22 protein-coding genes, 1 tRNA gene and 1 riboswitch are annotated in these 22,600 nt (G+C 61.1%); of the genes, 13 read left to right on the plus strand and 10 right to left on the minus strand.

The annotated features are described in order from the left end of the window. Positions 1–80 precede the first annotated feature (80 nt). The 6 genes from AC25BC_RS00865 to AC25BC_RS00890 form a co-directional block, all read right to left on the minus strand. Positions 81–476 carry a hypothetical protein gene (locus AC25BC_RS00865; protein WP_012755901.1) on the minus strand — a complete coding sequence of 132 codons (396 nt, stop codon included), beginning with the start codon at positions 474–476 and terminating at the stop codon, positions 81–83. Positions 477–699: 223 nt separating this feature from the next. Then, positions 700–1,023 carry an addiction module antidote protein gene (locus AC25BC_RS00870; RefSeq protein ID WP_012755902.1) on the minus strand — a complete coding sequence of 108 codons (324 nt, stop codon included), beginning with the start codon at positions 1,021–1,023 and terminating at the stop codon, positions 700–702. Position 1,024: 1 nt separating this feature from the next. Beyond that, positions 1,025–1,390, minus strand: a complete 366-nt coding sequence (locus AC25BC_RS00875; RefSeq protein ID WP_012755903.1) for a type II toxin-antitoxin system RelE/ParE family toxin — start codon at positions 1,388–1,390, stop codon at positions 1,025–1,027. Then, positions 1,387–1,860: a hypothetical protein gene (locus AC25BC_RS00880; protein WP_012755904.1), complete on the minus strand. Its 474-nt coding sequence runs from the start codon at positions 1,858–1,860 to the stop codon at positions 1,387–1,389. Before AC25BC_RS00880 ends, AC25BC_RS00875 begins: the two co-directional genes overlap by 4 nt. Positions 1,861–2,036: 176 nt before the next feature. Continuing rightward, positions 2,037–2,112, minus strand: a tRNA-Thr gene (locus AC25BC_RS00885). A 121-nt stretch (positions 2,113–2,233) separates the two neighbouring features. Beyond that, the gene (locus AC25BC_RS00890; protein WP_012755905.1) at positions 2,234–3,193 is read right to left on the minus strand and encodes an NAD(P)H-dependent flavin oxidoreductase; all 960 of its coding nucleotides are present in this window, start codon (positions 3,191–3,193) and stop codon (positions 2,234–2,236) included. Positions 3,194–3,479: 286 nt separating this feature from the next. Here AC25BC_RS00890 and AC25BC_RS00895 point away from each other — a divergent pair, with 286 nt between their 5' ends. After that, on the plus strand, positions 3,480–4,664 hold the full coding sequence (locus tag AC25BC_RS00895; protein ID WP_012755906.1) for a hypothetical protein: 1,185 nt from the start codon (positions 3,480–3,482) through the stop codon (positions 4,662–4,664). Positions 4,665–4,717: 53 nt separating this feature from the next. On the opposite strand, the gene ppk2 is transcribed toward AC25BC_RS00895, so the two are convergent. Continuing rightward, positions 4,718–5,599, minus strand: a complete 882-nt coding sequence (gene ppk2 / locus AC25BC_RS00900; protein WP_012755907.1) for a polyphosphate kinase 2 — start codon at positions 5,597–5,599, stop codon at positions 4,718–4,720. A 243-nt stretch (positions 5,600–5,842) separates the two neighbouring features. Between ppk2 and phoR the strand changes: the two genes are divergently transcribed. The 7 genes from phoR (at position 5,843) to phoB (ending at position 14,063) form a co-directional block, all read left to right on the plus strand. Then, complete coding sequence (gene phoR, locus AC25BC_RS00905) at positions 5,843–7,066, plus strand: phosphate regulon sensor histidine kinase PhoR (RefSeq protein WP_012755908.1); 1,224 nt, start codon at positions 5,843–5,845, stop codon at positions 7,064–7,066. 583 nt (positions 7,067–7,649) lie between these two features. Continuing rightward, positions 7,650–8,684, plus strand: a complete 1,035-nt coding sequence (locus AC25BC_RS00910; protein ID WP_003556194.1) for a substrate-binding domain-containing protein — start codon at positions 7,650–7,652, stop codon at positions 8,682–8,684. Positions 8,685–8,854: 170 nt separating this feature from the next. Beyond that, positions 8,855–10,336 carry a phosphate ABC transporter permease subunit PstC gene (gene pstC / locus AC25BC_RS00915; RefSeq protein WP_027681884.1) on the plus strand — a complete coding sequence of 494 codons (1,482 nt, stop codon included), beginning with the start codon at positions 8,855–8,857 and terminating at the stop codon, positions 10,334–10,336. Then, positions 10,333–11,655, plus strand: a complete 1,323-nt coding sequence (gene pstA / locus AC25BC_RS00920) for a phosphate ABC transporter permease PstA (RefSeq protein WP_003556196.1) — start codon at positions 10,333–10,335, stop codon at positions 11,653–11,655. Before pstC ends, pstA begins: the two co-directional genes overlap by 4 nt. Positions 11,656–11,671: 16 nt before the next feature. Next, complete coding sequence (gene pstB / locus AC25BC_RS00925; RefSeq protein WP_003556197.1) at positions 11,672–12,487, plus strand: phosphate ABC transporter ATP-binding protein PstB; 816 nt, start codon at positions 11,672–11,674, stop codon at positions 12,485–12,487. A 44-nt stretch (positions 12,488–12,531) separates the two neighbouring features. Next, positions 12,532–13,245, plus strand: coding sequence for a phosphate signaling complex protein PhoU (phoU, locus tag AC25BC_RS00930; RefSeq protein WP_012755910.1), 714 nt, complete (start codon positions 12,532–12,534; stop codon positions 13,243–13,245). A gap of 134 nt (positions 13,246–13,379) precedes the next feature. Further along, positions 13,380–14,063, plus strand: coding sequence for a phosphate regulon transcriptional regulator PhoB (gene phoB / locus AC25BC_RS00935; protein ID WP_003545181.1), 684 nt, complete (start codon positions 13,380–13,382; stop codon positions 14,061–14,063). 242 nt (positions 14,064–14,305) lie between these two features. Here the strand turns inward: phoB and AC25BC_RS00940 are convergent, their stop codons facing one another. Then, complete coding sequence (locus AC25BC_RS00940; RefSeq protein ID WP_012755911.1) at positions 14,306–14,839, minus strand: GcrA family cell cycle regulator; 534 nt, start codon at positions 14,837–14,839, stop codon at positions 14,306–14,308. Between the two features lie 420 nt (positions 14,840–15,259). Between AC25BC_RS00940 and AC25BC_RS00945 the strand changes: the two genes are divergently transcribed. The 4 genes from AC25BC_RS00945 to AC25BC_RS00960 all read left to right on the plus strand — a co-directional run bounded on the left by AC25BC_RS00945 (position 15,260) and on the right by AC25BC_RS00960 (position 19,219). After that, positions 15,260–16,459, plus strand: coding sequence for an aspartate aminotransferase family protein (locus AC25BC_RS00945; RefSeq protein ID WP_012755912.1), 1,200 nt, complete (start codon positions 15,260–15,262; stop codon positions 16,457–16,459). 42 nt (positions 16,460–16,501) lie between these two features. Further along, positions 16,502–17,416: an ornithine carbamoyltransferase gene (gene argF / locus AC25BC_RS00950; protein WP_012755913.1), complete on the plus strand. Its 915-nt coding sequence runs from the start codon at positions 16,502–16,504 to the stop codon at positions 17,414–17,416. Positions 17,417–17,506: 90 nt separating this feature from the next. Next, entirely contained in the window at positions 17,507–18,499 is a 993-nt protein-coding gene (locus AC25BC_RS00955) for an Hsp33 family molecular chaperone (protein ID WP_012755914.1), read from the plus strand. A gap of 132 nt (positions 18,500–18,631) precedes the next feature. Beyond that, on the plus strand, positions 18,632–19,219 hold the full coding sequence (locus AC25BC_RS00960; RefSeq protein WP_012755915.1) for a hypothetical protein: 588 nt from the start codon (positions 18,632–18,634) through the stop codon (positions 19,217–19,219). 135 nt (positions 19,220–19,354) lie between these two features. On the opposite strand, the gene apaG is transcribed toward AC25BC_RS00960, so the two are convergent. Next, positions 19,355–19,747 (minus strand): Co2+/Mg2+ efflux protein ApaG, encoded by a 393-nt coding sequence (apaG, locus tag AC25BC_RS00965; RefSeq protein WP_012755916.1) that lies wholly within the window; start codon positions 19,745–19,747, stop codon positions 19,355–19,357. 372 nt (positions 19,748–20,119) lie between these two features. After that, a complete protein-coding gene (locus AC25BC_RS00970; RefSeq protein WP_012755917.1) occupies positions 20,120–21,304 on the minus strand; it encodes an O-succinylhomoserine sulfhydrylase in 1,185 nt (394 codons plus the stop codon). A gap of 42 nt (positions 21,305–21,346) precedes the next feature. Next, positions 21,347–21,425: riboswitch (SAM riboswitch) on the minus strand. A gap of 73 nt (positions 21,426–21,498) precedes the next feature. Here AC25BC_RS00970 and AC25BC_RS00975 point away from each other — a divergent pair. Continuing rightward, positions 21,499–22,593: a 2'-deoxycytidine 5'-triphosphate deaminase gene (locus AC25BC_RS00975; protein ID WP_012755918.1), complete on the plus strand. Its 1,095-nt coding sequence runs from the start codon at positions 21,499–21,501 to the stop codon at positions 22,591–22,593. The last annotated feature ends 7 nt before the right edge of the window (positions 22,594–22,600 follow it).

The following is a 22,600-nucleotide window of genomic DNA, read 5'->3' on the forward strand; positions in this document are numbered from 1 at the left end:
CGGCCGAAAGCAACGGCCCGGCGCCATTCCGCTCCGGGCCTCCGTTTTGTCAGAAGGGAAGGCGAACCGCCACCTCATCCTCATTGCGGGCATGCCTCGCCCCGCGAGCCGGTGTCCGCGCTGCCGCTGGTGCAACCCGGCGTCTGCTGCAGGTTGGGATTGACCCCGCCGGGATTGATCGTGCTGCGGCCGCTGTTGAGATTGACGCCGCCATTGCCAGTCGTGCTGCCGGTGGTGCCGGAATCGGTTCCGACAGACCCAGTCCCCACCGACCCGGTGCCCGTTGCACCGCCGCCGACAGAACCAGTGCCCGCCGACCCCGCGCCGGCCGAACCGGCGCCCGAACTCCCCGATCCGCCTATAATCGGTGCCACCGAAAGCCGCCCATTGGCATCCGCACCCCCGGCCGTCTGCGCCAGCGCCGGGCCGGCCAGACCGATCGAAAGCAGCGATATTGCGATGAACTTGCAGGGCATGATTTTCTCCATGCTTGTTGTCTCACGGGAGAAAACCAGCTTGGTGGGGGCATTGTTCCTGTCGTAGTTGCGGATTTCACGGTCGTTTGATTGGGACAGATAACGGCTTGGGCGACTACTGGACCTGTATCTCCGTGAGGGGCAGAGAAAGCGGCTGTCGAGGCTCGAAATTTTGTTTGAAGCCAAATCGGCCGCAGCGTCCGAATTGTTTGGATCGTGCCTGCTAAGCAGATCGGCGCTCGTCCTCGCGCGTATCTGAATCACCCACACGCGTCGCTGTCAGCTTGTATCCGAGAGCTGCAGCTACGCCGATGAGCGTCGAGAGTTTTGGGTCGCCTTTTTCACTGAGCGATTTGTACAGAGCCTCGCGAGTAACGCCGGCATCCCGGGCGACTTGTGACATGCCACGAGCTTTCGCAACAACGCCCAATGCGTGCGCGATATAACCTGCATCACCGCTTTCAAACGCGTCTTCAATGAGATGGGCCTGAGATTCTTCGGTGTCCAGAAACTCGGTTGCGTCAAAAGGGATGATTTCAAGCGCCATCTCATATCTCCTTGGACATTTCGATTGCTCGCTTGATGTCCCGCTCCTGGCTGCCCTTGTCGCCCCCGCACAGGAGAATAACGACAACGCTGCCCTGCATTGCAAAATACAAACGATACCCAGGACCGTAGTCGAGCCTCAATTCCCCGATGCCATCGAAGAATTTGTGGTCGCCCAAATTGCCAGCCTCCGCACGAACGATGCGCGTGACAATTCGGTCTCTTGCATTCCGATCCTTCAGCTTGCGCAGCCATTTCTGGAATTCGGCTGTCTGGAGAACCGTGTATTTCCGTGAACTATAATTAACACCCTCCCGCGAGTAGTCAACTTTTTGTTGACCGGAGTGCTGAGACGGCCCTCCTGTCATTCGTCATCCATCAAATGAAACTCCCGCGCCGCCTGAGGGCAGAGGAGCTTGAACTGCTCGATCAGCGGCGGCATGCCTGAGGCGCACGACACATCTGCGTCCTCTGGTAATGGGAAAGTGACACGCAGCGGTTCTCCACGAGGAGGAACGAAGGACAGGGTGCCTTCGATGCAATTGGCGGTGGAGCGATAGGTGTCTTTCCCATTCGCTTTTGTATACGTTGCCACGCACTGCTTTACAGTAAGTTTGCCGCCATGTGCTGTTGTCTCACCTCCTGGGTCTCGCTCGCAGTATTCCCGGAAATCGGCTTGAGTGACCTTTCCTTTCATAATTGCGGTGCTTGAATCGGTGCCGGTCCTGCTGACAAGCGTTCCGTTCCATCCAGCACATGAGGCGAGAGGGAAGTCTGCTGCCTGCGCAGCGGACAAGCTAAATGTGAAAAGCGCGATACTTAAAAGCGATGTCCTCATAGAACCTCCTAATCGCAAACCTGCTCTCGTTCGATCGATATCGGTCGCGCATATGTAGATGAAGGGCAGCCCAGCCGCTATGAGTGAAGAGGCTCTAATTACTGAAATTTTCGCTGCCGAGTGGCCAAAGGCAGCTAAAGGTAAACGAAGGATTTTAAAAGAGGCTTATAAAGAAATGGTGCCGCTTGCAGGACTCGAACCTGCGACCCCATCATTACGAATGATGTGCTCTACCACCTGAGCTAAAGCGGCATTTCACGGCCCAAGCATGCGGCCTGCGATTTGCATGGCGCTGATACAGCCATTGTTGGAAGATTTCAAGCACCCTGTCATGGCTTTGGCAAAAAAGAGGGGAGGGACCAAGAAGGCGCGCTCAGAGCGCCAGCCGGGTGCGCGCCGCCCTGTATTCGGCCTCCAACCGGTCGACGAGTTTTGCCACCGGCTCGACGGCCTTGACGGCGCTAATGCCCTGGCCGCTGCCCCATATGTCCTTCCAGGCCTTGGCGCCGCCGACAGCCTGCTCGAAATCCATCTTCGAGACATCGGCAAGCGGCAGGTTGTCGGGGTCCATGCCGGCGGCGAGGATCGAGGGCTTGAGATAGTTGCCGTGCACGCCGGTGAAATAGTTGGAATAGACGATATCGCTGGCGGCCCCTTCGACGATCGCCTGCTTGTAGGCGGCTGCGGCGCGGGCTTCCTCGGTGGCGATGAAGGGCGAGCCGATATAGGCCATGTCGGCGCCCATCGCTTCTGCGGCGAGAATAGCGCCGCCGGTGGCGATGGCGCCTGCCAGCAGCAGCGGCCCGTCGAACCATTCACGGATTTCCTGGACGAGCGCAAAGGGCGACAACGTCCCGGCATGGCCGCCGGCGCCGGCCGCCACCGCGATCAGCCCGTCCGCACCCTTGCGGATCGCCGAATGGGCGTGGCGGTTATTGATAATGTCGTGCAGCACGATGCCGCCATAGGAGTGCACGGCGGCGTTGACTTCGGGCACGGCGCCGAGCGAGGAGATGACGATCGGCACCTTGTATTTGACGCAGAGCGAGAGGTCGTGCTCCAGCCGCTTGTTCGACATGTGGACGATCTGGTTGACGGCAAAGGGGGCGGCCGGCCGCTCCGGATGGGCGGCGTCGTGGCGGGCGAGCTCCTCGGTAATCTCCGCCAGCCATTCGTCGAGCTGGCTTTCCGGCCGGACGTTCAGCGCCGGAAACGCTCCGACGATGCCGGCCTTGCATTGCGCCAGCGTCAGCGCTGGATGCGAAATGATGAACAGCGGCGAACCGATGACCGGCAGTCTCAATCTGTCCTTGAGGATCGGGGGCAGGGCCATGGTTCGTCGCTTCCATTGACGTTTACGAAAACGTCAATCTCATAACAGAGATGAAAAGGCGATAAAAGAGCGGCTGCCATGCCTTCGTCGATTTCAGCCCGAATATATACGTCCGAGAAAGCTAATAGAATAAGGCCCACAAGCGGTGAAACCTGCCGATATCCCCGCCGATCGATGGCGGCCGGGCCTGCAAGGCTTGCGGTTTGCCGCACTTGCCGTTACCGAATTTTGATGGAGAACGGCGGGGATTGCAGTCCGATGCCGAATTCAAGGTGAAGGACTGAATGTGAGCGGATTAGAAACGGCCATCAGAACGGCGCTCGAGAATTCCGATCGCGATAATCCAGAGGTTCGAGCGAGGATCTATCAGTCGGCCCGCCAGGCGCTGGAAGCCGGGCTGCGCAAGCAGGATATCACCGACACCGAGGTCGTCGCCCATCACCGCCACCGCCTGGAAAGCACCATCCACGCCATCGAAGGCGAGGAGCGCGACCGCCTTCATCCCCGCCAGAGACCGCCTGAAGTGCCCGTGCCGCCGGTCGTGGAAATGCCGGCGCCGCCGGTTCACCAGGCCGAAGCCGATGAGTTCGACGGCCCGATGGTGTCAGGCGAGACCCGCGCGCCTGAGGTTATGCACCGCGGCGACGAGTCCAGCCTCGACGACGTGCATGCCGGCAATACAGATCATCTGGCTGCCGCCCCCGTCGGCGAGGAGCGCCTTGCCCGTGGTCAGCGCGCCACCAATATGGATTTCCGCCCGGAGCGGGCGGCAGGCCGGCGCAAGCCACGCAAATTCTTTTCGAGGCTGCTCGTCTGGTGCGTCCTGCTGGCCTTCATCGGCATCGGCGCCTGGTGGGCGCATACGTCAGGCCTATTGATGACGGCGGCCGAGCGCGACACCAGCGTCGCCAATCCGCCGGCAAGCACGCAACCGGAGGATTTTACCGGCAATGACGACAGCGCCGGCAATGCCGCTTCTCACACCGATGAGCCGGTGACCATCGATCCGCAGAACAGTTTCTCGGCCGATTGGATCCCGCTGTTCAAGCCTGAGGACGCCGACAAGATCCAGAGCGGCCCGCGGGCGCGCACCGAAAAAATCGCCGAGAATGACGGTCCTGCCGTACGGCTGATTTCCGAAAGCGGTGCGGCCGATGGCAATGTCTCGATCAGCGTGCCGCCATCGGTGCTGCAGCAGCTGGCCGGAAAATCCTCGACGATCGCGCTGACGCTGCAGTCCACCACCGACGAGCCGACGCAGATCACCGTCGAATGCAATTTCCAGACGCTCGGCAATTGCGCCCGTCACCGCTTTACCGTCACCCGGGAAAAGTCGGATGCGCTGCTGCAGGTGAAGTTCGACCGCTCGCTGGCGCCGAATTCGCCGGGCACGCTGACGATCAACAGCGATCTCGACGGCAAGGCGCGCGGCATCAACCTCTTCGCCATACGCATCCTGCCGGGGCAGTAAGGCCGGTCCCGGCGGAGCCGGTGACGATTGCGGGCCAGCCTGTTCGGAAAGCCCTATTTCAGGAAGCCTAGCCCTGAGCCGATGATCTCCTCGTCGACCGTGCCGAGCGCCTTTTTGTCCTTGCCGTCATAATCCATCTTGTTCAGCATGTGGCGGATGAGTTCGAGGCGCGCCCGCCGCTTGTCATTGGCGCGGATCACCGTCCAGGGCGCGAAATCCGTATGGGTTTCCTTCAGCATCCGGTCGCGCTTTTCGCTGTAGTCGCCCCATTTGGTCAGCGCCGCGATATCCATCGACGACAGTTTCCAGACTTTCAGCGGATCGTGCCTACGGTCGTGGAAACGTTTGAGCTGCATCTCGCGGCCGATATCGAGATAGAATTTGAAGAAGAAGATGCCCTCATGGGCGATGATCTTTTCGAGCTGCGGCGTCTGCTTGAGGAAATCCTCATATTGCTGCGGCGTGCAGAAACCCATGACCGGCTCGACGCCGGCGCGGTTGTACCAGGAGCGATCGAACAGCACGAATTCGCCAGCGGTCGGAAACTGCGCCACATAACGCTGAAAATACCATTGCCCCTGTTCGCGCTCGGTCGGCTTTGTCAGCGCCACGACGCGCGCAAGGCGTGGGTTCATATGCGCCGAGGAGGCCGAGATCGCGCCGCCCTTGCCGGCCGCATCGCGGCCCTCGAACAGCGCCATCACCCGCTTGCCGGTCGCCTGCAGCCAGAACTGCACCTTGACTAGTTCGATCTGCAGCTTCTCCAGCTCCTCCAGATAGTCCTCTTCCTTGAGCTTCTTCTTGTAAGGGAAGTCGCCGGATTCCAGCGCGTGCTCGTCCACCCAGTTCGGCAGGGCGGGGTCGTCGACATCGAAGGTGCGTTTCTTTCCGCGGATCTCCAGCTCCACGGCCCTGTTTTCGATGTCCTCGTCCATATCAGCCTCCTCAGCCCGATCGCTTCTCGTCCTCCAAGCGAACATATTTACCGTTGAAAATCAAATCTCTCGCGGCCGGCCGGCCATTTTTCATGGGTTTCGGCTGCTGCCTTTCGCTTGGGACGCGGCAACCCGAAAACTTCTGTCATGAATTGCCGCTATCAGGCAGAGTTCAATATAACGAAAAACGAATCGACGCCGCGAGGGCACTTGCCAGACGAAACTCCATGGAGAAAAAGCCTGTTGGCGCGCATAAGGCGCGAACGGCCGGTGCTGCTTGCGGCGATCCTCAGCGCGCTCGCGGCGCTTGCCGCCGGCATGAACAAGTGGGTTGTGCTCGCCCTGCTGCTTGTGATGATCCTCACCGCGCTGTTCAATGAGGCGCCCGTCATCGAGGCAGAACCCGCCCTGCCGGTGGAAATCAAGCCGGAGGCGCCGCCAAGCCGCCTGCCGGAAGTTTCCGCCACACTTTCGGGCCTCGATATCCCCGTCATGCTGCTGTCGGAAGACGCCTCGGTGCTCTTCCAGAACCGCGCTGCCGAAAAGGCCTTCGGCGAGGTGGCGCTCGGCGCCCATATATCGGCCCGTATGCGTTCGCCCGGCGTGCTCGACATGGTGCGCGAAACCATCGCCACCAACGCGCCGAACCAGATCGAGCATTCCGAGCGGCTGCCCTCCGAGCGCGTTTATATCGTGCGCAGCGCCCCCATTGAATTCGCCGCTGAGGACGGTCCACGTGAGCGCTATTTCATCCTCTCCTTCCGCGATATATCGGAGGTCCGCCGCATCGACCGCATGCGCTCGGATTTCGTCGCCAATGCCAGCCATGAGCTGCGCACGCCGCTTGCCTCGCTGCGCGGCTTCATCGAGACCATCCAGGGGCCGGCGAAGAACGATCTGAAGGCGCAGACGCGTTTCCTCAATATCATGCTCGATCAGGCGACGCGCATGAGCAGGCTGGTCGACGACCTGCTGTCGCTCTCCCGTCTGGAGCTGAAATCGCACATCGCGCCTGATGAGAAGATCGATCTGGTGCCGCTGCTCGGCCATGTCCGGGATTCACTGGTGCCGCTGGCAAAGGATGTCGGCGTCGACATCAACCTGCATTTGCCGGAAGGCAAGGTCGAGGTGCTGGGCGACCGCGACGAACTTGTCCAGGTCTTCGAGAACCTGATGGAAAATGCCTGTAAATACGGCCAGGAGGGCGAGATCGTCGATGTCTGGCTGAAGAACGGCACCGGCCAGCCGGTCGAGGTCAGCATCGTCGACAAGGGGCCGGGCATTCCGGCCGAGCATGTACCGCGCCTGACCGAACGCTTCTACCGAGTCAGCATCGAGGACAGCCGCTCGAAAAAGGGCACCGGCCTCGGCCTTGCCATCGTCAAGCACATCCTCACCCGCCACCGCGCGCGGCTGATCGTCAAGTCGGAAGTCGGCAAGGGCACTGATTTTACCGTCCGTTTCTGACGTATGTGTCGCGTGAGGAACGGAGAGGCTGCCGCAAATCTCTTCTCCCCTCGGGGAGAAGGTGCCGGCAGGCGGATGAGGGGGCCGCACGGCAAAACCTCACGTAAAACCTATTCCGCGATGCCTGCGCAAGGGCCTTGACGATGGTCGAGACGACGCCTGCACCGTTGCCCGGGTCATAGGAAAGACCGGCTTCGCTGGCCCCCTCATCCGCCCTACGGGCACCTTCTCCCCGAGGGGAGAAGAGGGAGTCGAGACGCTGCGGCATGTCCCTTAGCCCCGCGAGCGGGCAGAAGGTGGCGGCCGCAAGCGGGAAGTGACCGCAACCGCTCGCCTATCTGCAGCCATTTTTACAACGCGAGGTGGATTGACCGGCAAACATTGCCGGCCGCCCGGCACGATCGTTTGGCCTATTTAAAATAAATCATTATAAATCAATAACGTAACCTGTCACAAATGTTTCACGGCTTTGACATAAAAGGACGGTGCTTACAGCGCTAAGAGAGTCTCGCCGATGAAAAAAGGCAATGCGAGGGCCTCTCTAAGGCCGCACTCACACAAGCCCAAATGCCGGGAGATTTACATGAACACCTTTAAGCTCACCGTTGCCGCGCTCGCCGCAACTGCTGCTTTCGCTGGCGCTGCCGTCGCCCGCGACCAGATTCAGGTTGCTGGTTCGTCCACCGTCCTGCCTTACGCAAAGATCGTTGCCGAGTCCTTCGGCGAAACCTTCACCAACTTCAAGACGCCGGTCGTTGAATCCGGCGGCACGGGCGCTGGTCTGAAGGAATTCTGCAAGGGCGTTGGCGAAGACACCATCGACATTGCCAACGCTTCGCGTCCGATCAACAAGAACGAAGCCGAAGCCTGCAAGGCTGCCGGCGTAACCGACATCCAGGAAGTCAAGATCGGCTACGACGGCATCGTCTTCGCAACCGACGCTTCCAACCCTGACGTCGCCTACGTTCCTGCCGACATCTACAAGGCCCTCGCAGCCCAGGTCGTCGTCGACGGCAAGCTCGTCGCCAACCCTTACAAGAAGTGGTCGGAAGTCAACCCGAAGCTTCCGGCTGTTGATATCGCTGCCTACATCCCGGGCGAAAAGCACGGCACCCGCGAAGTTTTCGAACAGAACGTTCTCGCCGCCGGCTGCAAGGCTTCGGGCGCAACTGACGTCATCGCCAAGGAAATCGCCGACAAGGCTGCCCAGGGCAAGGCCTGCGTCGCAGTCCGCAAGGACGGCGTTGCCGTTGACATCGACGGCGACTATCCGGAAACCCTCGCACGCATCGCCGCCAATAAGACCGGCGTCGGCGTATTCGGCCTTTCCTTCTATGAAAACAATGCCGACAAGCTCAAAGTTGCGAGCATGAGCGGTATCGTTCCGTCCACCGAAACGATCGCCAACGGCACCTACCCGGTTTCCCGCCCGCTGTTCTTCTACGTCAAGAAGGCACATCTCGGCGCTGTTCCGGGCCTGAAGGAATACGTCAACTTCTTCGTATCCGACCAGATGATCGGCCCTGACAGCCCGCTCGTCGAATACGGCCTCGTTGCCGCTCCGGACGCAGAGCGCGACGCAATCCGCAAGGACGTCGAAGCAGGCAAGTCCATGTAATCATTTTGCCGGCGCGGTCCTTCTTGGCCCGCGCCGGCGTTGCTTATGTCCCTGCGCGCCAGCGGTTCTGGAGCTGCAGGGTTGGAATTCCTTCTCCATGATTGGAAGCTGAAGGCAGGCTGATGAAGCTGCCGGGCTTTTTGGGGGCTATGGGCCTGGGGACGTAACGAATGAGCACATCCATCATACTTTTGTGCCTTGTGGTGATCGGTGCCGCCGCCTATCTGGTCGCGCGCAGTCGTGCCACGGCGCTTGCCGGAGGCCGATCCTCCGCATTGCATTCACGGCCGGTCTATTACGGCGCCTATGCGGCGATCTGGGCAGTTCTTCCCGCCCTGCTCGTCCTCTGCCTCTGGCTCTCCATCAGCCCCGGCATCATCCAGTCCTCGGTTCGCGGTGCTTTCCCCGACGACATCAAAGCGCAAGCCGCAGTCGAGCAGGATCTCGGCTATTCGACGGTGGCGACGGTTGCCCGCGGCATGACGATGCTGACCTCGGATGAAACTGCCGCGGTCGCCAACGATCCGGCTGCCCTGCAGGCCAAGCTCCTCGAAAAGGGCGTGCCGCTTGCCAGCCAGCCGCTGCCTTACATGCTCGACGCCGCCAAAAAGCTCAACGCGATGAGCATGACGAGCCGCATCGCCATGACGGCGATCGTCTTCGCTCTCGCCGTTGCCGGCGCCTTCTATGCGCTGCGTTCCATCGCTCCGCGCTTCCGCGCCCGCAACCGGGTCGAGCGCGTCATGCTCTGGGGCCTGCTGCTTGCCTCCTCGATCGCCATCCTGACGACGATCGGCATCGTCTTCTCCATGCTGTCGGAAGCCGCCCGCTTCTTTGCGGCCGTTCCCGCCATGGACTTCTTCTTCGGCACCGTCTGGGATCCACGCTTTGCCGGCGCCGGCAGCTCGTCCTTCGGCCAGTTCGGCTTGATCCCGCTGCTGCTCGGCACGATCTATATCGGTCTGGTCGCCATGCTGGTCGCCGTGCCGGTCGGCCTCTTTGCCGCCATCTACATGGCCGAATACGCCTCGCCGAAGCTGCGCGGCGTCGCCAAACCGCTCCTCGAAGTGCTCGCCGGCATTCCGACGATCGTCTACGGCTTCTTCGCGCTCGTCACCGTCGGCCCGTTCCTGCGCGATTTCTCTGCCCAGATCAGCGGCCTTCTGTCCGGCAACTACAGCAACTTCATCCAGGCGCAGAGCGTTCTGACGGCCGGCATCGTCATGGGCATCATGCTGATCCCTTACGTCTCCTCGCTGTCGGACGACATCATCACCGCCGTGCCGCGGACCTTGCGTGACGGTTCGCTCGGTCTTGGTGCCACACGCTCCGAAACCATCAAGAAAGTGGTTTTGCCGGCCGCTCTTCCCGGCATTGTCGGCGCCTTGCTGATGACCGCCTCGCGCGCCATCGGCGAAACCATGATCGTCGTGCTGGCCGCCGGTGTCGCCGCCCGCATCCAGATCAACCCCTTCGAGCCGATGACGACGGTGACCGTCAAGATCGTCAACCAGCTGACCGGCGACCTTGAGTTCACCTCGCCGCAGACGCTGGTTGCCTTCGCCCTTGGCATCACCCTGTTCTGCATCACGCTTTGCCTCAATATCTATGCGCTCTACATCGTGCGCAAATACCGGGAGCAGTACGAATGACGGATATTGTTTCTCCCACATCAGGCGTCACCGTTTCCAAGGCGCCGGTGCGCCGCGATATCGGCATCAAGCGCCGCTATGCCGCCGAGCGCCGGTTCCAGGCCTATGGCATCGCCGCCATCACCTTCGGTCTCGTCTTCCTGTTCATCCTGCTGTGGACGGTGATCGGCAAGGGCTATACCGCCTTCCAGCAGACGGCGATCACCCTGCCGATCGAATTCTCCGAGAAGACGATCGACCCGAACAACAAGCGTGCGACCGACCCTTCGGTGTTGATCGCCGCCAATTATCCGGTTCTCCTGCGCGACGCGATCGTCAAGCAGCTGAACGTCAATGCCGCGAGCCGTCCCGATGTGCGCGATGCATCCGCCATGCTCTCCAAGGGTGCGCCGGTCCAGCTGCGCGACATGGTCGTCGCCGATCCGTCCATCATCGGCAAGACGGTCAATGTCACGGTGCTTGCCGACGCCAATGTCGACAGCGCCAACAAGGGCCAGATCGATCTGTCGGTCGATGAGAAGAACCGCAAGGTCAACGACAAGCAGGTCGGCTGGATGAACGAGTTGAAGGCGAGCGGCGCTCTCCACAAGCAGTTCAATACCGGCCTCTTCGTCAACGGCAATTCCAGCCGTCCGGAGGCCGCGGGCCTGGGCGTCGCCCTGATCGGCTCGCTCTACCTGATGCTGATCGTCCTCGTGCTTGCTCTGCCGATCGGCGTCGCCGCCTCGATCTATCTCGAGGAGTTCGCACCGAAGAACAAGCTGACGGACCTGATCGAGGTCAACATCAACAACCTCGCTGCGGTCCCCTCGATCGTCTACGGTCTGCTCGGTCTTTCCGTCTTCATCAACTTCATCGGCCTGCCGCGCTCGGCCTCGCTGGTCGGCGGCCTGGTGCTGACGCTGATGACCCTGCCGACGATCATCATCGCGACGCGCGCCGCCCTTCGCGCCGTGCCGCCGTCGATCCGCGCCGCGGCCCTCGGCCTCGGCGCTTCGAAGATGCAGATGGTGTTCCACCATGTTCTGCCGCTCGCCATGCCCGGCATCCTCACCGGCACGATCATCGGCCTGGCGCATGCGCTCGGCGAAACCGCGCCGCTGCTTCTGATCGGCATGGTCGCCTTCGTCGCCAACGCGCCGACGACACCGCTCGATCCCTCGACGGCTCTGCCCGTACAGGTCTATATGTGGGCCAACGAGGCCGAACGTGCCTTCGTTGAGCGTACTTCGGGTGCCATCATCGTCCTGCTCCTGTTCCTGATCGTCATGAACATGGGCGCCATCCTCTTGCGTCGTCGCTTCGAGCGCCGCTGGTAAACGGAGTTACAAGATCATGAACATGTTGACGGAAGCTGCAGTTGAAAAGGCGCTGGATCACAAGATGAGCAACGTCCCGTATAAGATGATCGGAAAGGATGTCTCGGTTTACTACGGCGAAAAGCGCGCGCTATTCGATGTGAACCTGAACATCCGCGAAAACACCGTAACCGCCCTGATCGGCCCGTCCGGCTGCGGCAAGTCGACCTTCCTGCGTAGCCTCAACCGCATGAACGACACGATCGACGGCTGCCGCGTCACCGGCAAGATCACGCTGGATACCGACGATATCTATGATCCCGATATCGACGTCGTCGAACTTCGTGCCCGCGTCGGCATGGTCTTCCAGAAGCCGAACCCGTTCCCGAAGACGATCTATGAAAACGTCTCCTATGGCCCGCGCATCCATGGCCTTGCCAAGTCGAAGGCCGATCTCGACCAGATCGTCGAGACCAGCCTGCAGCGCGCCGGTCTCTGGAACGAGGTCAAGGACCGCGTGCACGAATCCGGCACCGGCCTGTCGGGCGGTCAGCAGCAGCGCCTCTGCATTGCCCGTGCCGTCGCCGTCAGCCCGGAAGTCATCCTGATGGACGAGCCCTGCTCGGCGCTCGACCCGATCGCCACCGCCAAGGTCGAGGAGCTGATCCACGAGCTGCGCGAGAACTACACGATCGTCATCGTCACCCATTCCATGCAGCAGGCCGCGCGTGTTTCGCAGCGCACCGCCATGTTCCACCTCGGCAATCTCGTCGAGGAGAACGACACCGACAAGATGTTCACCAATCCCGACGATCCGCGCACCCAGGACTATATCATGGGTCGCTTCGGCTGATTTTGGCGTCACCAAGCCTTTCCGTTATTCGAGGATAAAGCCCCATGGCATCGACACATATTTATTCTGCCTATGATGATGATCTGAAGTTCCTGTCCAGGCGGATTTCCGAAATGGGCGGCCTGGCCGAGCAGATGGTCGCCGAAGCCGTACGGGCGCTCGTCAACGGCGATACCGCGCTGGCGCAGAAGGTCATCTCCGACGATGTGATCCTCGATCACGCCGAACGCGAAATCGGCGACAAGGCGATCGTCACCATCGCCCGCCGCCAGCCGATGGCCGCGGACCTGCGCGAAATCATGGGTTCGATCCGCATCGCCGCCGATCTCGAACGCGTCGGCGACCTCGGCAAGAACACTGCCAAGCGCGTCATCGCCGTCCAAAGCACCGGCGTTCCCCGCAAGCTCGCCCGCGGCCTCGAGCATCTGTCCGAGCTGGCGCTCGTCCAGCTCAAGGAAGTGCTCGACGTCTACACCAATCGTTCCGCCGACAAGGCGAATGCGATCCGCGAACGCGACAACGAGATCGACGCGATGTACACCTCGCTGTTCCGCGAGCTCCTGACCTACATGATGGAAGATCCGCGCAACATCACCAGCTGCACGCATCTTCTCTTCTGCGCCAAGAACATCGAGCGCATCGGCGACCACGCCACCAACATCGCCGAGACGATCTATTACATGACGACAGGCGCGCAGCCGGAAGGCGATCGGCCGAAGGACGACAGCGCCAACACCGTCGGCGCGGTCACCGAATAACTGCCCACACCCCGCCGCTTGCGTGCGCGCCCGTCCGGGCGCGCAAAGAGGTCGCAGCCAATTTTTAAATTTGCGCAGGATGCATTGCTTAAATCACCCTGGTTTAAGGATCATGCGCGAGGAGACCGACACGCATGATCCCGAGAGTTGCAGTTGTTGAAGACGAGGAAGCCCTCAGCGTGCTTCTTCGCTACAATCTCGAAGCGGAAGGCTTCGAGGTCGATACCATCCTTCGTGGCGACGAAGCCGAAATGCGGCTTCAGGAGCGCACGCCCGATCTTCTCATCCTTGATTGGATGCTGCCCGGCGTCTCCGGCATCGAGCTCTGCCGGCGCCTGCGCATGCGGCCGGAGACCGAGCGTCTGCCGATCATCATGCTGACGGCGCGCGGCGAAGAGAGCGAGCGTGTCCGCGGATTGTCGACGGGCGCCGACGATTATGTCGTCAAGCCCTTTTCGACCCCCGAACTCGTTGCCCGCGTCAAGGCGATGCTGCGTCGCGCCCGTCCCGAGGTGCTGTCGACGGTGCTGAAATGCGGTGACATCGAGCTCGACCGTGAGACCCATCGCGTCCATCGCAAGACCCGCGAAGTCCGCCTCGGCCCCACCGAATTCCGCCTGCTGGAATTCCTGATGTCGTCGCCGGGCCGGGTCTTCTCCCGCTCACAGCTGTTGGATGGTGTCTGGGGCCACGATATCTATGTCGACGAGCGCACCGTCGACGTCCATGTCGGCCGCCTGCGCAAGGCGCTGAATTTCTCCAACATGCAGGACGTCATCCGCACCGTCCGCGGCGCCGGTTATTCGATGGAAGCCTGAGGGCTTTCATCTGAGCCTGCTGAGCCCTGGCAAAACCCGCGACGTCATCCTCGGCCTTGTGCCGAGGATCTGCGCACGCCAAATGAAGTATTTGAAAATAAAGTTTTTTCCCTCAAGTAGTTGAGGTGATCAGATGCTCGGCACAAGGCCGAGCATGACGGAGGGAAACCTGAGCTTCCATCCGCGCATAAAAAAACGGGCCACTCGGCCCGTTTTCTGCATTCTAACGATGGTCAGCCCGTTCAGCTGGCCCGCGCCGCTGCCCGGCGGCGTTCATTCACCGGCTGGTAGGCAAGCTTCTGGTGATAACCGCAATAGGGCGAATTGTCGGGGGACTCGCAGCCGCAGAAATGGAAGTCATCCTTCAGCGGATCGCCGACCGGCCACTTGCAGGTGCGTTCGGTCAGTTCCGTCAGGCCGAGGCGGCGGGAAATCGGCACCACCACATTGCCTCTCGGCACGTATTCCATTTCCTCGATCGTTTCGATCTCGATCTCTTCCTTCAGCATCGTCGCGCCCTGCTGGCGGGTGACGGTGCGGGTGGTGATGCGAGAGGCGAAGTTCGGCGCGCGCGGCGCCGATGTATTGCGCTTCGGCGTTCGCGCCGCGGTGTTGGTGCCGCCGGCCTTGGCACGGCCGGGAAGGCACAGCCGGTGCACTTTACCGATGACCGCGTTTCGGCTGACACCGCCAAGTTGTGCCGCGATCTGGCTCGCGCTCAGTCCTTCGGCCCAAAGCTTCTTGAGTTTCTCGACCCGCTCGTCTGTCCAGTTCATGCCCTGTCTCCACCTTTTGCGTTGGTGATGGCAGAATCCCTCACCGTTGTCCCGGGAGCTCCGAAACAAGAAACGCTTGATCAATTTTGGTGACTAGTTCCGCCGCATGCAGTCTAGTAATTGATCTTTAACCTAGTGTGAGCCTGACTCCGTGACAAGAGTCGCATGAATCCGGATGAATCGAATTCGTAGTTTTCCCCAACTTGCTGTCCCTGCGTGGCATTTCTGCAATAATGCCTGTTGAAGACTGAAAATGCCGCTGTACACCTGTGCTGCATACGCTAAGGGCGCCGTTTTGTTGACATTGCAGCGCGAAAAGGAAATAGTGCCACTCGCCGCCGCAAGGCGGCATTTTTGATTTTTCGGGCCTGGTTTCCTTAGCCGGAGTCATTGCCCGGCAACTTTGATGGAGATCGCGCCATGGCTGAAGCCGCGCCGCTTTATGACACCTATTCTCGTGCCCCGCTGCGGTTCGAGCGAGGCGAGGGCGTATGGCTGATCACCGAAACTGGCGAGCGATATCTCGATTTCGGCGCCGGCGTCGCCGTCACCTCCGTCGGCCACAGCAATCCGCATGTGGTCGGCGCACTGAAGGAGCAGGCAGACAAGGTCTGGCACCTGTCGAACATCTATGAGATCCCCGGCCAGGAGCGTCTGGCAAAACGGCTGACGGACGCTACCTTCGCCGACAAGGTGTTCTTCACCAATTCGGGCGCCGAGGCGCTCGAATGCGCGATCAAGACGGCGCGCCGCTACCAGTTTTCCAAGGGCCATCCCGAGCGCTTCCATATCATCACCTTCGAAGGCGCCTTCCACGGACGGACGCTGGCGACGATCGCCGCCGGTGGCCAGGAAAAATATCTCGAAGGTTTCGGCCCCAAGGCGCCGGGTTTCGATCAGGTGGCTTTCGGCGACATCGAAGCGGTCCGCGCCGCGATCACCGATGCCACGGCTGGCATCCTCATCGAGCCGGTGCAGGGCGAGGGCGGCGTCCGTCCTGCCACGCCTGAGTTCATGAAGGCGCTTCGCCAGCTCTGCGACGAGAACGGCCTGCTGTTGATCCTCGACGAAGTCCAGACCGGCGTCGGCCGCACCGGCAAGCTCTTCGCCCATGAATGGTCGGGCGTCACCCCCGACATCATGGCTGTCGCCAAGGGCATCGGCGGCGGTTTCCCGCTCGGCGCCTGCCTTGCCACATCAGAGGCCGCCTCCGGCATGAAGGCCGGTACGCATGGCTCGACCTATGGCGGCAATCCGCTTGCCATGGCCGTCGGCAGCGCCGTGCTCGACATCATCCTTGCCGATGGCTTCCTCCAGCAGGTGCGCGACGTAGCACTTGTCTTCCGCCAGGGCCTCGCCTCGCTGAAGGATCGTTATCCCGATGTGATCGAGGACGTGCGCGGCGAAGGGCTTTTGCTCGGCATCAAGGCTGCCGTTCCCTCAGCCGAACTGCTGCAGGCGATCCGCGCCGCCCATCTGCTCGGCGTGCCTGCCGGCGACAATGTCATCCGCCTTCTTCCGCCGCTCGTGGTCACCGCCGAGGAAGCCCGCGAGGGCCTTTCCCGCGTCGAGCGCGCCGCCGAGAGCATTCGCGCCTCCAAGGTCAAGAAGACGGCTTGAAGAAATTGCCGCCTTCGGGCGCAGCACAGGTAAGAAGACGATATGAGCCCTAAACACTTCCTCGATCTTTCGGCGGTCACATCAGCCGATCTCAGAACGATCATGAACGATGCGCTCGCCCGCAAGCAGGCCTTCAAGGCGGGCCAGGGCGACAAGCCGCTCGCCGGCAAGATGCTGGCGATGATCTTCGAGAAGCCGTCGACGCGCACCCGCGTCTCCTTCGACGTCGGCATGCGCCAGCTCGGCGGCGAAACGCTGTTCCTGTCCGGCACCGAGATGCAGCTCGGCCGCGCCGAGACGATCGGCGACACCGCCAAGGTGCTGTCGCGTTATGTCGATGCGATCATGATCCGCACCACCGAGCATTCGCGGCTGGTCGAGCTGGCCCAGCATGCGACCGTGCCTGTCATCAATGCGCTGACGGATGACACCCATCCCTGCCAGATTATGGCCGATATCATGACCTTCGAAGAGCACCGCGGCCCGATCAAGGGCAAGACCATCGCCTGGACCGGCGACGGCAACAATGTGCTGCATTCGCTGGTCGAGGGTGCCGCCCGCTTCGGCTACCGCATGAACATGGCCGTGCCCCTTGGCTCGGAGCCCAAGGATCACTATCTGAACTGGGCCCGCAATGAGGGCGCCGAAATCATGCTTTGCCATGATGCCGACCGTGCGGTCGCCGGCGTCGATTGCGTGGTGACCGATACCTGGGTCTCCATGAATCAGGAACATCGGGCCCGGGGTCACAATGTCTTCCAGCCTTATCAGGTCAACGCGGCCTTGATGGCGAAAGCCGGCAATGATGCATTGTTCATGCATTGCCTGCCCGCTCATCGCGGTGAGGAAGTGACGGACGAAGTGATCGACGGTCCGCAATCCGTGGTCTTCGATGAGGCGGAAAACCGTCTTCATGCGCAGAAGTCGATTCTTGCTTGGTGCCTGGGCGCGATCTGAACCATAATCGGACGTCGCGAGAGACAGACTCGCGACCGCGTGAGCGAAGGGCACGCTGGCCCATCGCTCTGAAACTAGGAGTTAAAAGCCATGGCAGAAGCTGCAGCCGCCCTCGGCCAGTTTGATTTCGCCGGCGATGACCATGTCGTCCCCTTCCAGGTGGAAGGGCTGGATGTGCGCGGCCGCGCCGTCCAGCTCGGCCCGATGCTCGACGCCATCCTCGAGCGTCATCATTATCCCGCACCCGTTGCCCGGCTGCTTGCCGAAGTCGTCGTGCTGACGGTGCTGCTCGGCACCTCGCTGAAGTTCGACGGCAAGTTCACGGTGCAGACCAAGGGCGACGGCCCGGTCGATCTTCTCGTCGCCGATTTCTCGACGCCGGAAAATGTCCGCGCCTACGCCCGTTTCGATCAGGCGCTGCTCAACAAGGCGATCGAGTCAGGTGAAACCGAGCCGGAGCAACTGCTCGGCAAGGGCGTGCTCGCCTTCACCATTGACCAGGGCAAGTTCAGCCAGCCCTACCAGGGCATCGTTCCGCTCGACGGCACCACGCTGGAAGATATTGCCGGCGTCTATTTCCGCCAGTCGGAGCAGATCCCGACGCGCGTCCGTCTTGCCGCGGCCGAACTCTTCGACCGTGACGATGCGGGCAAGCCGCGCCATCGCTGGCGGGCAGGCGGCCTCGTCGCCCAGTTCCTTCCGGAAGCGCCGGAGCGCATGCGCCAGCCGGATCTCCACGGCGGCGACGGCGACACCGGCAGCCGCCCGCACGGCGAGGACGATGCCTGGCTCGAAGCGCGTTCGCTGGTCGAGACCATCGACGCCGATGAACTCACCGATCCGCTGGTCGGAACCGAGCGGCTGCTGTTCCGCCTGTTCCACGAGCGCGGCGTGCGCGTCTACGAACCGCGCGCGGTTTTCGACCGCTGCAGCTGCTCGCGCGACAAGATCAAGGGCGTGCTGAAGGGCTTTTCGGCCGAGGAGATCGAGGCCAGCCAGGAAGATGGCGAAATCGCCGTGACCTGCGAATTCTGCTCGACCACCTACCGCTTCGAGCCGGCCGAACTTCAGCCGGCGGAATAGGCGCGGTTAAGGACACGCACAGCGAACAATAAAAGATTAGCGATGATGCAGCACGGTGACTCGACTTCGCGTAGTCACTGTGCACCTATTCTGTTTCATTGGTTCTGGCCTAAGAAAGCGGATGGGGCGTTGATGAGACTTTTGTTTTTTGTACTCGCGCTCATAGCTGCGATGCCACCAGTGAGCTTGGCTGATGACCAGACAGTCCCATGGAAAGAGGTCGGGGGCTGGAGCGTGGCTGTCGACCCGACTTTAGACAATGGCTGTTTTGTTCTGACTTCCTTTGATGACGACACCATTTTTCGTCTTGGCTTCAATTTCCGCAAAAAGGACAACCCTCTTTACATTCTGCTCGGAAACCCAAACTGGAAATCCTTGGAGAAAGGTAAGCATTATCCCATCGAACTCTCGTTCGACCAGTCTAAACGGACGGCTGATGGGAGAGGTCTGGATCTCGATGGCCTCAAATCATTATGGATTGATTTCGAGGATCCCGACTTGATTGAGGAGTTCGCTGGTAAACTGAGTTTCCGCGCCAGCTTTGGAGGAAAGCAGATTGTGGCTCTCGGTTTGAAAGATTCCGCCAGTGCAGCGGATGAGTTGCTCGCCTGCCAAAAGGCGGTAAACGATGCGGTCGCAAAACATCCGGCGCCGCCACAATCAAAAGATCCGTTCGAAGCAAAGCCAGGCACCCAGGCCTCGGATCCTTTTGACCTTTAGTAGATTGATGACTGGGCAAGCCCGAGGATCTACGACCGAGGGTACGGCGTCCATGCTGGTACTGACTGGAAGGCTGTAGCCGGCCGGATCCACGCGCCGTGCTTGCACCGACGAAACGACCGCGAACCTACGCTCTCAATTAAGCACGCGCAGCAGCCCAGGTGAATCCAGCGAGAAGGCGGGGATGTCGACATCGAACATCTCGCCGTCGTCCGTTTCCATCTGGTAATGGCCGAACATCAGCCCTGAGGGCGTGTCGAGCGGACAGCCGGAGGAATATTCGTAGGTGTCGCCGGGGCTGAGCCGCGGCTGCTCGCCGACGACGCCGGGACCGGTCACCTCGTCCACCTGGCCGTTCTGGTCGGTGATGTTCCAGTAACGATTGACCAGTCGAACGGCTATGCCGGAATTGTTGCTGATGACAATCCGGTAACCCCAGACATAGCGGTCGTCGTCCGGATCGGATTGCTCCTCCAGATAGAACGGCTCGACGACAACTTCGATCTCTCTTGTGAGGGCGCGATACATGCCTTGCACCTTAGTCAAGATATCTTACCCGTATCTTATAAGAGGCCCTGTCCGTCAAGAAACGGAACAATTATCATCGCTGAAATGGCTGTGATCCGAAGGGTTTTCGATCGTTAAGCCTAATTGTCAGTGTTAATTCAGTTTCGGAACGCCGCGGCGGGCAAACTTGTTCCCCCCCCCCCCTCGGTCTCACCCAGTGAGGTCCGGCACGGCCGAACCCCAAGCATGTCGCGCAAAAGTGTGCAGCGGTTTTGCGATAACGACATGCGTAAAAACAAAAACTAAAGCGCGAGGAGCGAATCTGAAAGATCGCGACGCGCTTTAGTGAGATCCGGCCGAACCCGGGTGGGGTCCGGCCGCTCTGGCTGTCGATCAGGCCAAGACCTTGTCAAGCGCCTTGGCGAAATCTTCGATCAGGTCGTCGGTATCCTCGATGCCGGCCGAAAGGCGGACCGTGCCCGGGGAAATGCCGAGTTCGGCGCGCGCCTCATCCGTCAGGTTCTTGTGCGTCGTCGTCGCCGGATGGGTGATCAGGCTCTTGCTGTCGCCGAGATTGTTGGAGATCTTGACGATATCGAGCGCGTTCTGCAGCGCAAAGGCCGCATCCTTGCCGCCCTTCAGCTCGAAGGCGACCAGCGTCGAGCCGCCGGTCATCTGCTTGGCGATGATATCGGCCTGCGGATGGTCCTTGCGGCCGGGATAGATCACCTTGGCGACCTTGCCCTGCTCGGCCAGGAAATCGGCGATCTTTGCCGCATTCTCGGTCTGCTGGCGCACGCGCAGCGGCAGCGTCTCGATGCCTTTCAACAGTGTCCAGGCATTGAACGGCGACATGGCCGGCCCAGTATGGCGGAAGTAGTCGTGCAGGTTCTCGTCGATCCATTCCTTGTCGGAAAGAACGACACCGCCGAGGCAGCGGCCCTGGCCGTCAATATGCTTGGTGGCGGAATAAACGACGATATGGGCGCCGAGCTCCAGGGGCTTCTGGAAAAGTGGCGTGGCAAAGACATTGTCGACGACGACCTTGGCGCCGACCTGGTTGGCGAGCTTGGCGACGCCAGCGATATCGATCACTTCGAGCGTCGGGTTGGTCGGGCTTTCCAGGAAGAACACCTTGGTCTTCGGCGTGATCGCCTTTTCCCAGTTCGCCAGATCCCGGCCGTCGATCAGCGTGCAGTCGATGCCGTATTTCGGCGCCAGCGTCTCGACGACCCAGCGGCAGGAACCGAACAGGGCGCGCGCGGCGACGATATGATCGCCTGATTTCAGCTGGCAGAGGATCGCCGCGGTGACGGCGGCCATGCCGGAAGCGGTGGCGCGGGCGTCTTCGGCGCCTTCGAGCATGCACATGCGCTTTTCGAACATGTCGTTGGTGGGGCTGCCGTAGCGGGCGTAGATGAAGCCCTCCGTCTCGCCCTTGAAGCGGGCTTCGGCCGCCTCGGACGTTTCGTAGACGAAGCCTTGGGTGAGATAGATTGCCTCGGACGTCTCGCCATATTGCGAACGCAGCGTGCCACCGTGGACGAGTTGGGTTGCCGGGCGCCAGGTCTTGCTCATGCCATCACCTTCACATAACAAAAAAACCGGTCGCAAAAGCAGACCGGTTTCAACCCGGTCTTTTTAGCCACTTGTTTAACGTGGCTGCAAGCCGACCGGCCAAATCACCACGGGATAATTCTGCAATACTGCTGTTAGCTGCTTGCGTCAATTCCCCGAGTTTGGTTTTGTCGGCGGCAAATGATGGATGAGGCATGATGGCTCGCGAAACGGGAATTCTGGCGGATCGCGCGATCTCCGCGCTGTTCGAAACGGGGCGTCTGATCTCCGAGCGGGAGCTGGACCGCGACCAGATCCAGCCGGCAAGCCTCGACCTGCGCTTGGGCGGCAAGGCTTTTCGGGTGCGTGCCAGCTTCATGCCAGGCCCCTCGCATCTGGTGTCCGACAAGCTTGACCGGCTGAGCCTGCACGTGATCGACCTCTCCGAAGGCGCGGTGCTCGAAACGGGCTGCGTCTATATCGTGCCGCTGATGGAGAGCCTGGCGCTGCCGGCCGAGATGTCGGCCTCGGCCAATCCGAAGAGCTCGACCGGGCGCCTCGATATCTTCACCCGCGTCATTACCGACTACGCCCAGGAATTCGACAAGATCCCATCAGGCTATTCCGGCCCGCTCTATCTCGAAATCAGCCCGCGCACCTTCCCGATCGTTGTGCGCCGCGGCTCGCGGCTGTCGCAGATCCGGTTCCGCGTCGGCCAGGCGCTGCTCGGCGAGCCGGAACTGTTGAAGCTGCATGAGAGCGAGACGCTGGTCGCCAGCAAGCTGCCGAACGTTTCCGGCGGCGGCATCGCCCTGTCGATCGACCTCGCCGGAGACAAGGACGGCCTGATCGGTTATCGCGGCAAACATCACACCGCCGTCGTCGACGTCGACAAGAAGGCCGAGCACGACCTCTTCGATTTCTGGGAGCCGCTCCACAGCCGCGGCCGCAACGAGCTGATCCTCGATCCCGATGAATTCTATATCCTCGTCTCGCGCGAGGCGGTGCACGTGCCGCCGGATTACGCAGCCGAAATGACCCCCTTCGATCCGCTGGTCGGCGAATTCCGCGTCCATTATGCCGGCTTCTTCGATCCGGGCTTCGGCCATGCGCCTGCCGGCGGGCGCGGCAGCCGCGCGGTGCTCGAAGTGCGCAGCCACGAGGTGCCCTTCATCCTCGAAGACGGCCAGATCGTCGGCCGCCTCGTCTACGAACACATGCAGGAAAAGCCCGCCAGCCTCTACGGCTCCGGCCTAGGCTCCAATTACCAGGCCCAGGGCCTGAAGCTCTCGAAGCACTTCCGCATCTGAGGCTTCC

The sequence above is a fragment of the Rhizobium sp. WSM409 genome, assembly GCF_057653825.1.

Coding starts and splice junctions, on each gene's coding strand:
- AC25BC_RS00865 (WP_012755901.1), bottom strand. CDS start 476: ATGCCCTGCAAGTTCATCGCAATATCGCTGCTTTCGATCGGTCTGGCC.
- AC25BC_RS00870 (WP_012755902.1), bottom strand. CDS start 1,023: ATGGCGCTTGAAATCATCCCTTTTGACGCAACCGAGTTTCTGGACACC.
- AC25BC_RS00875 (WP_012755903.1), bottom strand. CDS start 1,390: ATGACAGGAGGGCCGTCTCAGCACTCCGGTCAACAAAAAGTTGACTAC.
- AC25BC_RS00880 (WP_012755904.1), bottom strand. CDS start 1,860: ATGAGGACATCGCTTTTAAGTATCGCGCTTTTCACATTTAGCTTGTCC.
- AC25BC_RS00890 (WP_012755905.1), bottom strand. CDS start 3,193: ATGGCCCTGCCCCCGATCCTCAAGGACAGATTGAGACTGCCGGTCATC.
- ppk2 (WP_012755907.1), bottom strand. CDS start 5,599: ATGGACGAGGACATCGAAAACAGGGCCGTGGAGCTGGAGATCCGCGGA.
- AC25BC_RS00910 (WP_003556194.1), top strand. CDS start 7,650: ATGAACACCTTTAAGCTCACCGTTGCCGCGCTCGCCGCAACTGCTGCT.
- pstC (WP_027681884.1), top strand. CDS start 8,855: ATGAGCACATCCATCATACTTTTGTGCCTTGTGGTGATCGGTGCCGCC.
- pstA (WP_003556196.1), top strand. CDS start 10,333: ATGACGGATATTGTTTCTCCCACATCAGGCGTCACCGTTTCCAAGGCG.
- pstB (WP_003556197.1), top strand. CDS start 11,672: ATGAACATGTTGACGGAAGCTGCAGTTGAAAAGGCGCTGGATCACAAG.
- phoU (WP_012755910.1), top strand. CDS start 12,532: ATGGCATCGACACATATTTATTCTGCCTATGATGATGATCTGAAGTTC.
- phoB (WP_003545181.1), top strand. CDS start 13,380: ATGATCCCGAGAGTTGCAGTTGTTGAAGACGAGGAAGCCCTCAGCGTG.
- AC25BC_RS00940 (WP_012755911.1), bottom strand. CDS start 14,839: ATGAACTGGACAGACGAGCGGGTCGAGAAACTCAAGAAGCTTTGGGCC.
- AC25BC_RS00945 (WP_012755912.1), top strand. CDS start 15,260: ATGGCTGAAGCCGCGCCGCTTTATGACACCTATTCTCGTGCCCCGCTG.
- argF (WP_012755913.1), top strand. CDS start 16,502: ATGAGCCCTAAACACTTCCTCGATCTTTCGGCGGTCACATCAGCCGAT.
- AC25BC_RS00955 (WP_012755914.1), top strand. CDS start 17,507: ATGGCAGAAGCTGCAGCCGCCCTCGGCCAGTTTGATTTCGCCGGCGAT.
- AC25BC_RS00960 (WP_012755915.1), top strand. CDS start 18,632: ATGAGACTTTTGTTTTTTGTACTCGCGCTCATAGCTGCGATGCCACCA.
- apaG (WP_012755916.1), bottom strand. CDS start 19,747: ATGTATCGCGCCCTCACAAGAGAGATCGAAGTTGTCGTCGAGCCGTTC.
- AC25BC_RS00970 (WP_012755917.1), bottom strand. CDS start 21,304: ATGAGCAAGACCTGGCGCCCGGCAACCCAACTCGTCCACGGTGGCACG.
- AC25BC_RS00975 (WP_012755918.1), top strand. CDS start 21,499: ATGATGGCTCGCGAAACGGGAATTCTGGCGGATCGCGCGATCTCCGCG.